Here is a 12,380-nt window from a genome sequence, read left to right on the forward strand (position 1 = left end):
AGAAATAAATTTACTTAACGTTCGTTAGTACCGCTATCATGTTTGTTCCAGCCATGACATTAGATGAACTCCGCAGGGAGTTTGAAAAAGATTTAGAAATTGTTAACCGCAAGGTTGCTTACACGGGGGAAAAAATTTTTAAAACACACAAGCCCCGCGGAGAGCAGTGCATTATCCATTTTCTTGATTACCGTTCCAAGTACAACAACAACTGGCTTTTCAGGTTTCACGTATCAAAGAACGAACGGCTTTGTCAGACACTCACGTGGTTCATGGGGAAAAAAGGAATGGTGGCTCTCTGCATGATATACCATCACAAGATTCCGTACCTGGTTTATTTTACAGGGCACATGTTTGAGCGCTATTGCGAGCGGAACAAACTTAACTTAACTTCATCAAAAGAAATTATACGCTCATTCATGAACGAGAATAAATCCTTCCAGATACAAGATATGGAACAGTTTGCACCCGGCATGTGGGAAATTTTTTGCGTTACCTCTTCGGGAGGCATTGTGCTTGGCACGGCTGACCGCACTAAAGACATTTACAGATTTAACACCTACCTATCGCCCGACATGCTGAAGACAGACCAGGTTGCTCTGCGCGCGCAATTGCAGGAAACAAGTTTAACCTATAGGGGAATGAATGTTGAATAACTGATTTGCACTGCGTGGCTGCCGGCTTAATTATGGATAACATCATGCGAAAAATGCGAATGTATGCGGCATTTGCATTATTTTATCAAATAGGTGGCAATTTACACCAAAGGCAGTCAGAAATCCGAAAATGGGACAAGGGACATGGGGCAAGCGGCAAGGGAAATTCACCTGTCCCCTGTCCTCTGTCCCCTGTCCCTCCGTTCGGAAACCTGATTTGTTTCAGTATACATTAACAGTATTGAATATTGGCTTAACAGTATTGAATATTGGCTTATACTGAAAGTAGTCATGTTTCCGAAAATGGGACATGGGACATGGGGCAAGTGGCAAGGGAAATTCACCCGTCCCCTGTCCTTTGTCCCCTGTCCCACCGTTCGCAAAGCCGAGTTGTTTTGGTATAACAGTATTGAATATTGGCTTAACGAAACTCAGTTATGGCTTAATGAAACTCAGTTATGTCTTAACAGAACTCAGTTATTTCTTAACAGAACTCAGTTATGGCTTAACAGAACTCAGTTATGGCTTAACGAAACTCAGTTATGGCTTAATGAAACTCAGTTATGGCTTAACAGAACTCAGTTATGTCTTAACAGAACTCAGTTATGTCTTAACAGAACTCAGTTATGGCTCTTCTTATGGCACTACAAAGTATATAAAAGCCGTCCAGGTGTAAGGGTCATCGGTTTTATCGCTGAAAACATGATGGCTGGAGATTACGGCAGCGGAAGAAGTAGATTTGTCAGTTGTTTTTGAAGTATGATGCGTTTTTGAACTCTTGCCCTTCCGTGCGGTTCCTATACTGGTATGCCGGGCGGCAACGAGAGTTCCGCTGTCGAGGTCGCTGAAAATAACATCGGTTTGCGGGGTAAATCTTCTTTTAAGTTGGGCTGCAGTGGGAATTGTTTTGTTATTGGGAACAACGGCATAATCCCATCCATGCGCTTCGTTTTGTTTCGGATTCGCTTTTTTTGCATGCAGGTGAAGTGTGCCGGGTCCTGATTTGATTTGTCCGAAATCGGGTTTCTTGCCGGTGTTTTTGTTTTTAAGTTTTAACCCTATGCGGTGCACCACCGTGATGCCTGCGTCCACATCTCCTGCCGTTTTTGCCACCGCGCGCGCCACCCCCTGTCCGTAAGAGGCATTGAGGCGGTAGGTTTCATTTACAATCAGCCGCTGCTCATTTTCCTGCGCAGCCGTGGCGGTGGGCGGAATGGTTTGCCGCTTGTTGTGAATTGACATGAGCAAATCGGCTTGCGGATGCGCGGTGCCATCGGGCACGGGCGGGTTGGTGGCATCGGGGTCGCCTGTGAATACAACGCCTTTTACTTCGCTCACCGCATCGGTAACCGTGAGGGATCCGATGTCGGTAATGACTACGATTTTGGGAAGGTTCTTTGCTGCCATGGTGAAATTAAGGATTAAGGATTAGTGATTAGTTATTTTTAATAGAAGTTTGAAATTAATTTTGTCAGTTATAGTCCTCCGGTTTTTTTCCGATGGCATAAACAACTGAATAATAGTTTATCTTTGATAAGTCATGTGTGCCGCTGGTGTATTTGGTTAATGTTTCGGGTCGTATGCCTGCCCTCCCTGCTATTTCTTTTCTTTCATCCTTATGAGAACAAATATCTTTTCTTAATTTTTCATGCTTGCGCTTTACATGCTCTATTGCTTTTTTCTTGCAGTCGGTGATTTCCATTTCGGAAATAAAAATAAAACCTATTTTTGAGATTGGCTTGGCGCGCACGCCAAGAAATGAAATTTGTTGAAAACTCTTGCCGGCATGCAATGGCGCAAGGGGCGAATAAATAAGTAAGTTTGCTCTGAAGGAGCGGAGAGCCGAAGGATGCAGTGGCGGCAATCCTACTAATAATGGTGCGATTGGCGCATTGCGGCAAGCCGGAAGTTAACTACAACCGCCCAAATACAAACAACATAGACAGTCTCGCAACGGTAGACAGCAACTCTTATCTTTACAGTTGAATAGAAACAGACAATGCAAAACATACATCTAACAAAATACCTTTTCATCGGACTAATAATTTTCTTTTCTCGTTTCATTTGCTTTGGACAAGACAATGATAAAATCAAAGCAACATTCATTTATAATTTCACAAAATATATAGATTGGCCTAATCAAAATGAATTAAAAGAATTTAGTATTGGATATTTAGGTAGCGGTTCATTCGCTGAAACAAGTAAAGTATTGTTGTCAAATAAATTTTTTAATAATAACATACCTTACAAAATAAAATATTTCAATTCAATTCAGGATATAGAGCCTACTCAAATTTTATATGTTAATGGAGACGATGGGTTTGACCAAGATAAAATATTTAATAGTATAAAAGGAAAGGGAACTTTATTAGTCGCTGAAAATCTGGAATACTTCGATAAATCAATGATTAACTTTATTATGACTAGTAATAACAAACAACGATTTTCATTGAATCAAAAAGTTGTCGAAGGTGAAGGATTTAAAATAAACTCTACTTTACTTTCCTTGGCGATATTAGATGGAACAGGATGGAAAGATGTTTTTTCAAAATTTCGCGAGTTATTAAAAAGTGAGAAAACAAGAGTAGAAGTAAGTAAAAAAGATTTAGAAAAAATATTAAATACCTATGACACTCAAAATAAAAAAATAGAAGAACAAAGTATTGAAAAAACAAAAACATTGAACGATATTGAGAAACTGAATACTGAGAAAACAAAAACACTTGAAGAAATTGAAAAAATGAGTTTTCAAGCACAAGCAAAAGAATTAAAAATAAAAACACAATTGAATGAAATTACAAATAACAAACTTGAAGCAGAAAATAAAAGACAAGAAAACGAATTATTAAAAAAGGAAAAAGAAATACAGGAGGGGGAAAATAAAAAACAAAAAATAATTATTGCATCAGTTATCGGTGGCTTACTCGTAGTAATTTTATTTTCTGTATTTGTTTTTCGTTCTTTATACATTACGCGAAAGCAAAAAAGAATTATTGAATTACAAAAAACAGAAGTGGAAAAATCAAAATATATTATTGAAGAAAAAAATAAAGAAATAACAGACAGTATCACTTATGCAAAAAGAATTCAACAAGCCAAACTTCCAGACAGAAAAGATATTTTTTCAGCATTCCCGAATTCATTTGTTCTTTACAAACCAAAAGATATTGTAAGCGGTGATTTTTATTTCTTCCATAAAAACGAGCAGATAGTTTTCATTGCCTCGGCTGACTGTACAGGTCATGGAGTTCCTGGTGCATTTATGAGTATGATAGGTTCTGAAAAATTAGATGACGCTTTGGCGCACAGCGCAGACACTTCTGAAATTCTTTCGCATCTAAATAAAGGCATAAAAGTTTCGCTTCACCAGACAGACAGCGATGAATCAACTCGTGACGGAATGGACATCGCGCTTTGTTCAGTAGACACAGACGCGCGTGTTGTAAAATACGCTGGTGCAAACCGACCGCTTTGGATTATTCGCAACGGGCAGACAGTTGTTGAAGAAATTAAAGCAACTAAAAAAGCAATTGGGGGTTTCACAGAGGACAGTCAACACTTCGACACCCATGAAATAAAATTTGCTCAAGGTGACACCTTTTATATATCAACTGACGGCTACGCAGACACTTTTGGAGGACAAGAACAAAAGAAAGTAACGACAAAAAGATTCAAAGAAATTTTACTTTCAATTCAGGACAAATCCTTAAAAGAACAAGAGCATTACCTCGACAACTTTATCGCAGATTGGAAAGGCGGGACAGAGCAAGTAGACGACATTTTAGTTATTGGTGTGCGCTTGTAGTGGCGGACAGTTGCGCACTCGGTGGACAATTGCGCAAGAACAAAGCAGGACGTGGAGCGGATGTAGTTAACAGCAAATTTGCGCTATTGCCGCTTTCGTTCTTGTATTGAGTTTTGTTTTTCATATCTTTGTTTCGGTTTCGGCAGACAATTTTTCGCTTCGTAAGTCGGCAACATCGCAAATTTGCAAAACGTTAGAGCCAATGCCCACAACTTCGGTGGACAATTTTGCAATTCGTACATTTGCCTTGACAATTTCTTGCAGACAATTTATTTCTCTTCTGACAACTAACAAAAAATAAAAGCCAATGAAAAAAGTTCTTCTCATCTCGACAGCAGTTTTTTTCTGCTTGACATTTGCGCGCGGTCAGACACCCAACTGGCAATGGGCGAAAAGCCCAAGTGGAAGTTTTGATCAATATATGTTGTATTCTGTTGCTGCCGATGCTAACGGTAATAGTTATTTAGTAGGTTCTTTTCAAAGTGACTCCGTCACTTTCGGTTCCATCACTCTTGCTAATGCCAATACGGGTTCTGCTGACATCTTTCTTGCCAAATATGATGCATCAGGAAATGTCCTTTGGGCAAAACGTGCAGGAGGAATTGGTAATGATGCGGGGTTTTCCGTTACTAACGATACCAGTGGAAATGTATACATCACGGGCTATTTCGCTAGCACCTCTATCACCTTTGGCTCTACTACTCTGCCTAATTCTGGTATTTTTATTGTCAAATACGATGCTTCGGGCAATGTGATCTGGGCGAAATGCAGGGACGGAGGTAGTCTTGCTTATTCTGGCGGAAACAGCATTGTCATAAATGGGAACGGGGATGTGTATGTTACTGGCGGATTCAGTGCTTCCACTCTCACCTTTGGCAGCACTACTTTAATCAATGCAGGTTTGACGAATATTTTTATTGTCAAATATGATACTTTGGGCAATGTGCTCTGGGCGAAAAGTGCAGGCGGAATGGATACTGATGAGGGACTCAGCATTGCTACCGATGCAAACAGCAATGCCTATGTTACAGGATATTTCTATAGTTCCTCTTTCACTTTCGGCTCAACTACTTTGACCAATGTATATTATGGTCAAACCGATATTTTTATTGTTAAATACGATTCTTCAGGGAATGTAATATGGGCGAAAAGTGCAGGCGGAACTCAAGGTGATAGAGGAAACGGCATTGCCACCGATGCGAGTGGTGATGTGTATGCTACGGGCATTGTTATTAGTGATTCCATCACTTTTGACTCAATTACTTTGTACAATTCAGGTGTTTTTGTTGTCAAATATGATCCTTCGGGCAATGTGCTTTGGGCAGAAGGATATGCAGGACTTGCAGGTGGTAGCGGTACCAGTATTGCCACTGATGCAAGCAGCAATGTGTATGTTGCGGGCGCTTTCGGTTCTGATTCTATCGTTTTTGGCTCCACTACTTTGACTAATGCAGACCCATTTACCACAGTTGATATTTTTATTGCCAAATTCGATGCATTAGGAAATGCCCTTTGGGCAAAAAGCGCAGGAGGAAGTTCAAATGATGGAGCGACTTCCGTTACCAGCGATGTGAACGGCAATGTCTTTGTAGCTGGACTTTTTCAAAGTCCCACTCTCACCTTTGGCTCTACAACTTTGACCAGTTCGGGTGGTTGGGAAATTTTCCTTGCGAAATTAGGTTTGGTTACAGGAGTAAATGAATGGAGCAATAAAGAAAGTTTTTCTGTTTATCCCAACCCCTTTTCTTTCACAACAACTTTGCAGGTAGACAAATTTTTAAAAAGCGCAACCTTGACAGTTTACAATTCTTTAGGGCAGACAGTAAAACAAATAAAAAATATCAGCGGGCAGACAGTTACTTTCTCCCGTGACAATCTCGCAAGCGGACTGTATTTCGTTCGGCTGACAGAAGAAAACAAAACCATCGCAGTAGACAAATTAGTAATCGCGGACAAATAATTTTCTCGGCTCGACAGTTGCGCTCGACAGACCGCTTCTCTCTCGGTGGACAACATCGCAAGATAAAAAATGCACTGTGGGTAACAGCAAGTTTGCGCTATGCGGGCTGACGTTTAAGTTTGAAAAATTGTATCTTCGTTTTATGTTTGTAATGGCAGACAATTTTGTATTCCAAAAGCCCGCCCATCGCAAACTTGCGGAACGTTAGCACCAACACCCAAACAACAAAAAGACAATGCAACCTTCGACAGCGATTTCGCATCTTGACGGCATAGCAAGTCCAATGAAAAAACTTTATGCGGTTGGTTTAGTTTTATCATTTTCTTTTTTCACTCATAATTCCTATGCCCAACTTATTGCTGCAGGGGGACTTCATTCTCTTATGCTTTGCACCGATTCGACCACGAGGGCTTGCGGACAAAACTTGTATGGGGAATTGGGTGATGGTACTACCACAAACAAATTAATTCCTGTGCAGGTCGGTGGGCTTACTGGCATTACGACTGTATCTGGTGGTTGGCGTCATTCTCTCTTTTTAAAAAATGATAGCACAGTTTGGGCTTGCGGATATAATAATTATGGTGAATTGGGGGATGGAACCATAATACAAAGAAACTTCTCTGTGATAGTGAGTGGGTTGATAGGAATTACGGCTGTGTCTGCGGGACAAAATTATTCACTTTTTTTGAAAAATGATGGCTCGGTCTGGGCTTGCGGGCAGAACTTGTACGGGGAATTGGGTGATGGTACTACAATAGATAAATGGACACCTGTGAAAGTGAGCGGGCTTGCAGGAATTACATCTATATCTGCTGGATACGAGCATTCTCTCTTTTTGAAAAATGATGGCACAGCTTGGGCTTGCGGGTATAACGGAGGAGGAGAATTGGGCGATGGAACTACCATTGACAAATGGACTCCAGTGCAAGTGAGTGGGCTGACGGGAATTATAGCCGTATCTGCAGGTTATGATCATTCCCTCTTTTTGAAAAATGATGGCACTGTTTGGGCTTGCGGATTAAATCTTGACGGGGAATTTGGTGATAGCACTATTTCAAACGGCTCAACTCCCATGCAGATAATATCACTGACAGAAATTACGGCTATTAGTGCGGGCAGTGGGTATTCCCTCTTTTTGAAAAATGATGGTACATCCTTAGCTTGTGGGGGTAATGGGACAGGAGAATTGGGCGATGGAACCATTATACAAAGAAAAACACCCGTGCAGGTAGTTGGGCTAACGGGAATTATAGCTGTGTCTGCGGGCTGGTTTCATTCCCTCTTTTTGAAAAATGATAGCACGGTTTTGGCTTGTGGATATAACGGGGATGGGGAATTGGGTGATGGCACTACTACACAAAGAAATAGTCCCGTGCAGGTAACTGGTTTATGTAGCGTTGCATCAGTAGAAGAGAATTTATTAAAAAATTTAATTTCCATTTCCCCTAATCCCTTCTCCACCCAAACAACTTTGCATTCAGACAATCTTTTACACAACGCAACTCTCACGGTGGACAACTGTTTCGGGCAGACAGTAAAACAAATTAAAAACATCAGCGGGCAGACAGTTACTTTCTCCCGCGACAATCTCGCAAGCGGACTGTATTTCGTTCGGCTGACAGAAGAAAATAAAATTATAGCGGTAGACAAATTAGTAATCACCGATAAATAACTCTCCCCTCTTTCCCCTCTCTACCAAGTAGAGAGGGGAAAGAGGGGTGAGTCCTGTGACAAACAAATTAATAATCACCGACAAATAATTTTCTCGGCTCGACAGTTGCTTTTGTTCCGACCGTTTTTATCGGGTGACAGTTTCGCACGGACAGAAAAGAAAAAATAAAACCCTACATTTACAAATTACAAAACAAATTAAACTTAAAACAATGACACAAGAACAAGACAAACTTTCAAAAGGTTGGAAAATCTGGACAATCTCTGGTATTGTAATTTTCGTTGCAGCAATTGCTTATTCAGCATACAGAACTTTCGGTCAGGACAGCGTTACAAGTGGCGACTATTCTCAACTGACAATGATGGGAGTTTTGTTTATTGTAATGCTTGTAACATTGCGACCAGTATTTAAAAAGTGGTAGCGGACAGACAAGTTTCTGCTCGCGGACAGTGACACTGGACAAAAAAAGAAACACTACTGCCAACAGCACCTTGCGGCAATGGCAGTTGACATTTAATTTGGAAGTTTCTGCTTTCTATTATCTTTGTAGCGGCTTGACAGTTTTGTAGCAGTAACACCGCCACTTCTCCAACCTGCAAACCGTTAGCAATAATGCCCAAATACAAAAAGACAATGCAACGGTAGACAGTAAATTTGTATCTTTACAGTAACTAATTCAAAAGACAATGAAAAAACTTTTACTCATCATATCAGTAATGGTTTGCGTATTTGCAAACGCACAATATACCAAGCTCCTTGATTTTACAGGTCTTGCAAACGGAGGTCGTCCTCACGGGTCTCTTATTTCTGACGGAACTTTTCTGTATGGAATGACACAGCAGGGCGGTGCAAGCTTTTTTTATGGAACCATCTTTAAAATAAAGGCAGATGGAACTGGCTATTTCAAACTATTAGATTTTGCAAACGATACTGTACACGGTATTTATCCTAATGGCTCTCTTGTTTCTGACGGAGTATCTCTTTATGGAATGACATCTCAAGGCGGGATAGGCAATTGTAGTACAGGTTGCGGAACCATCTTTAAAATAAAGCCAGATGGAACCGGGTATTCCAAACTTCTTGATTTTACAGGCGCAAATGGAAGCCAGCCCGATGGCGACCTTATTTATGACGGAGCCTTCCTGTATGGAATGACACAGGTTGGCGGCACAAACAATTTTGGAACAATCTTTAAAATAAAACCCGATGGAACGGGGTATTCCAAACTACTTGATTTCACGGGTGCAAATGGAAGTACTCCTTGGGGCTCTCTCATTTCTGACGGAACATTCTTGTACGGAATGACACAGGTTGGTGGCGCAAATAATTGGGGAACAATTTTTAAAATAAAACCCGATGGAACCGGAGATACAACATTGTTGAATTTCTCTGGCTTGGCAAATGGAAGTGACCCTCTTGGTTCTCTTATTTTTGACGGAACTTTTCTTTATGGAATGACAAAAAGTGGCGGCACAAACAATTCTGGAACCATCTTTAAAATAAAACCCGATGGAACAGGGTATTCCAAACTACTTGATTTCACAGGCGCTGCAAACGGAGACACTCCTTTTGGCTCTCTTATTTCTGACGGCACATTTCTGTATGGAGTGACATATATTGGCGGCACAAACAATTTTGGAACAATTTTTAAAATAAAACCCGATGGAACTGGGTATTCTAAACTATTAGATTTTACAAACGATACTGTACACGGAATTAATCCTACTGGCTCTCTTATTTCTGACGGCACATTTCTGTATGGAACGACAATTCAGGGTGGAACAAACAATAACGGGACAATTTTTAAATTAGGAATTGAGACTGGCGTAACGGAGAACAATGTGGAAATTGATTTTACAATTTTCCCAAATCCATTTTCTTCCCAGACAACTTTACGGATAGACAATTCATTCCACAACGCAACTCTCACGGTTTACAATTCTTTCGGGCAGACAGTAAAACAAATAAAAAATATCAGCGGGCAGACAGTTGTTCTCTCCCGTGACAATCTCGCAAGCGGACTGTATTTCGTTCGGCTGACAGAAGAAAACAAAACCACTCATCTTGACAGCGGTTCTCGCGCTGACAGTTGCGCATGGACAGTATCCAACCTTTGACATTACAACTGGTGCTTCGGGGACAACGACAACTGTTCCTCAAAGTTTTAATGAAACAAGAGGAGTTGATATAACAGTTCTTCAACCTGTGTTGATTCAATCAATCATATTACATAGGTTTTGCACCGGAACAGTTAATGATTCCGGGTTTGTTGGATTAAGAATATATGACAGTGGAACACAAGCATTATTATTCTCGCGTGACAGCGTTATAAGTCCTATGTATGACAGCGCAATTAGTTTTTCCGCATTGTTTATTAATACTTGGCAGACTGGACAATCCTTTCGTGTAAGTTTTTCCTGCTATGGTTATGGCAACAGCAATACAAGTGGCAGTGGATATATGTTTCAACCGACAACATTTCCTTACAATGGCAACAATGGCTTTGTTCAAATTAATCAAGCATATGACGGTGCTCTAAATACATTTCCAAACAATACAAATATATTTGTCCCTTTTATAAGTTTTGAATATAATCCTTGGGTAAATGTTAATGAGATTGAAAATAATTCCACACTTAGCATTTCCCCTAATCCTTTCTGCTCGCAGACAGTTTTACAAACAGACAATCTTTTACACAACGCAACTCTCACGGTGGACAATTGTTTCGGGCAGACAGTTGCGCAAATAAAAAACATCAGCGGGCAGACAGTTACTTTCTCCCGCGACAATCTCGCAAGCGGACTGTATTTCGTTCGGCTGACAGAGCTGCGCTCGCAACCTACGGTTGTCTCTCCCAGCGGGGGAGGGACAGAGGGTGGGGGCAGTGAGGTTTTCACAGGCAAATTAGTAATCACCGATAAATAAACAGCAATGAAAAAGTTTTTCCTCGCCTCGACAGCAGTTCTCGCATTGACAGTTGCGCACGGACAGACATATCCGATATTCGGAAACGAAATACCTGTGACCATTAATGGATTAACCTTTAGCGTACAAGACCCTTTTATTTCTCCTGACGGAAACACACTGATATTTAATCATGACAACAACTTACCTAATGTAAAATTATATTATGCAAGCAAAATAAACGATTCAACTTTTAATTTTATAGGAGAAATTGCTGGCGCTAATCAAACTACACCTAATGCAACTAATCTGTCTTCGTGCTTGGATTCAGCCAATAATCTTTTCTGGACTTCATTAAGAAATTATAATCCGCCAACATCGTATGAAAATCTTATGCACGCAAAATACACTTCGGGAAGTGCAACAAATTTGACAAAGGTGTATGGAAATATTTATGTTCAAATTCCGTATTGGGTAATTATGGACGCTGAAATAAGTTATGATGGGAATTATTTATATTATACCAATACTTATTTCGGTCCAAACGGAAATGACTGTAATGCTCCCTGCTATTCTCAGCTCAACATTGCACAGAAAGTGAATGATACAACTTTTAGCAAACTTTCCAACTCTAATGCAATTCTTACAAATGTCAACGATACTAATTATCTTGTTTATGTTCCGCAAATAACTAAAGACGGACTTGAACTGTATTTTACAAGAGTATTGAAAAATCCACCCAATCCTAACACTGAGATTTGTGTTTCGGTAAGAAATACTGTTAGTGATACATTCAGTTTGCCGTCTGTAATATATTCAAATTATGGTTGGTTGCCCGAAGCCCCATCTTTAACAACCAACAAAGGCATATTGTATTATCATAAACAATCAGCATATAGTAGTGGCTTTTTCAAAATTTATATGCGGTATCGAACAGGGACAACAGATATAAGCGAGACAACTAATAATGAGTTTATTTCTGTATTCCCAAATCCCTTTTCAACACAGACAACTTTGCAAACAAATAATCTCTTACACAACGCAACTCTCACGGTGGACAACTGTTTCGGGCAGACAGTTGCGCAAATAAAAAACATCAGCGGTCAGACAGTTACTTTCCCCCGCGACAATCTTCCAAGCGGACTGTATTTCGTTCGGCTGACAACCCCCTCTCTTGTTTTAGGAGAGGGCGGGGGTGAGGTTTTCACAGGCAAATTAGTAATCACCGACAAATAATTTTTTCGGCTTGACAGTTGTGTTCGGTAGACCAGACAAACTATTCTTAACTTTGAAAACAACAAAAAGTAACTAATCAAATAAAACTCATGGAACTGATCCGAAAAAAAATCTTAAAAGTTCATGGTACAATTGCCGTGGCAGCCG

Annotated in this window: 11 protein-coding genes; 9 read left to right on the forward strand and 2 right to left on the reverse strand. The window is 40.3% G+C overall.

The genetic code is table 11. The annotated features are described in order from the left end of the window. Nucleotides 1-38 precede the first annotated feature (38 nt). The gene (locus HY063_04365; GenBank protein ID MBI3501006.1) at nucleotides 39-656 is read left to right on the forward strand and encodes a hypothetical protein; all 618 of its coding nucleotides are present in this window, start codon (nucleotides 39-41) and stop codon (nucleotides 654-656) included. 445 nt (nucleotides 657-1,101) lie between these two features. Then, nucleotides 1,102-1,332, forward strand: coding sequence for a hypothetical protein (locus tag HY063_04370; protein MBI3501007.1), 231 nt, complete (start codon nucleotides 1,102-1,104; stop codon nucleotides 1,330-1,332). Here the strand turns inward: HY063_04370 and HY063_04375 are convergent. Next, a complete protein-coding gene (locus tag HY063_04375) occupies nucleotides 1,293-2,063 on the reverse strand; it encodes a hypothetical protein (GenBank protein MBI3501008.1) in 771 nt (256 codons plus the stop codon). The two genes, HY063_04370 and HY063_04375, sit on opposite strands and share 40 nt — an antisense overlap. Nucleotides 2,064-2,127: 64 nt before the next feature. Next, complete coding sequence (locus HY063_04380) at nucleotides 2,128-2,520, reverse strand: hypothetical protein (protein ID MBI3501009.1); 393 nt, start codon at nucleotides 2,518-2,520, stop codon at nucleotides 2,128-2,130. A 135-nt stretch (nucleotides 2,521-2,655) separates the two neighbouring features. On the opposite strand from HY063_04380, the gene HY063_04385 reads away from it, so the two are divergent. From HY063_04385 to HY063_04415, 7 genes are all read left to right on the forward strand, one after another. Beyond that, complete coding sequence (locus tag HY063_04385; protein ID MBI3501010.1) at nucleotides 2,656-4,461, forward strand: DUF4154 domain-containing protein; 1,806 nt, start codon at nucleotides 2,656-2,658, stop codon at nucleotides 4,459-4,461. Between the two features lie 307 nt (nucleotides 4,462-4,768). After that, nucleotides 4,769-6,421: a T9SS type A sorting domain-containing protein gene (locus tag HY063_04390; protein ID MBI3501011.1), complete on the forward strand. Its 1,653-nt coding sequence runs from the start codon at nucleotides 4,769-4,771 to the stop codon at nucleotides 6,419-6,421. Nucleotides 6,422-6,656: 235 nt separating this feature from the next. After that, nucleotides 6,657-8,093, forward strand: coding sequence for a T9SS type A sorting domain-containing protein (locus HY063_04395; GenBank protein ID MBI3501012.1), 1,437 nt, complete (start codon nucleotides 6,657-6,659; stop codon nucleotides 8,091-8,093). 211 nt (nucleotides 8,094-8,304) lie between these two features. Further along, nucleotides 8,305-8,514, forward strand: a complete 210-nt coding sequence (locus HY063_04400) for a hypothetical protein (GenBank protein ID MBI3501013.1) — start codon at nucleotides 8,305-8,307, stop codon at nucleotides 8,512-8,514. A 265-nt stretch (nucleotides 8,515-8,779) separates the two neighbouring features. Then, on the forward strand, nucleotides 8,780-10,210 hold the full coding sequence (locus tag HY063_04405; protein MBI3501014.1) for a T9SS type A sorting domain-containing protein: 1,431 nt from the start codon (nucleotides 8,780-8,782) through the stop codon (nucleotides 10,208-10,210). Beyond that, complete coding sequence (locus tag HY063_04410; protein ID MBI3501015.1) at nucleotides 10,158-11,018, forward strand: T9SS type A sorting domain-containing protein; 861 nt, start codon at nucleotides 10,158-10,160, stop codon at nucleotides 11,016-11,018. Before HY063_04405 ends, HY063_04410 begins: the two co-directional genes overlap by 53 nt. Before the next feature lie 6 nt (nucleotides 11,019-11,024). Continuing rightward, nucleotides 11,025-12,233 carry a T9SS type A sorting domain-containing protein gene (locus HY063_04415; protein ID MBI3501016.1) on the forward strand — a complete coding sequence of 403 codons (1,209 nt, stop codon included), beginning with the start codon at nucleotides 11,025-11,027 and terminating at the stop codon, nucleotides 12,231-12,233. Nucleotides 12,234-12,380 lie beyond the last annotated feature (147 nt).

It is taken from the genome of Bacteroidota bacterium (assembly GCA_016195025.1).
In the GTDB taxonomy this organism is placed as follows: domain Bacteria; phylum Bacteroidota; class Bacteroidia; order Palsa-948; family Palsa-948; genus Palsa-948.

Excerpts from the sequence above, each read along its gene's own strand:
- HY063_04365 (MBI3501006.1), top strand. The coding sequence starts at position 39 with ATGTTTGTTCCAGCCATGACATTAGATGAACTCCGCAGGGAGTTTGAA.
- HY063_04385 (MBI3501010.1), top strand. The coding sequence starts at position 2,656 with ATGCAAAACATACATCTAACAAAATACCTTTTCATCGGACTAATAATT.
- HY063_04375 (MBI3501008.1), bottom strand. The coding sequence starts at position 2,063 with ATGGCAGCAAAGAACCTTCCCAAAATCGTAGTCATTACCGACATCGGA.
- HY063_04400 (MBI3501013.1), top strand. The coding sequence starts at position 8,305 with ATGACACAAGAACAAGACAAACTTTCAAAAGGTTGGAAAATCTGGACA.
- HY063_04415 (MBI3501016.1), top strand. The coding sequence starts at position 11,025 with ATGAAAAAGTTTTTCCTCGCCTCGACAGCAGTTCTCGCATTGACAGTT.
- HY063_04390 (MBI3501011.1), top strand. The coding sequence starts at position 4,769 with ATGAAAAAAGTTCTTCTCATCTCGACAGCAGTTTTTTTCTGCTTGACA.
- HY063_04370 (MBI3501007.1), top strand. The coding sequence starts at position 1,102 with ATGAAACTCAGTTATGTCTTAACAGAACTCAGTTATTTCTTAACAGAA.
- HY063_04405 (MBI3501014.1), top strand. The coding sequence starts at position 8,780 with ATGAAAAAACTTTTACTCATCATATCAGTAATGGTTTGCGTATTTGCA.
- HY063_04395 (MBI3501012.1), top strand. The coding sequence starts at position 6,657 with ATGCAACCTTCGACAGCGATTTCGCATCTTGACGGCATAGCAAGTCCA.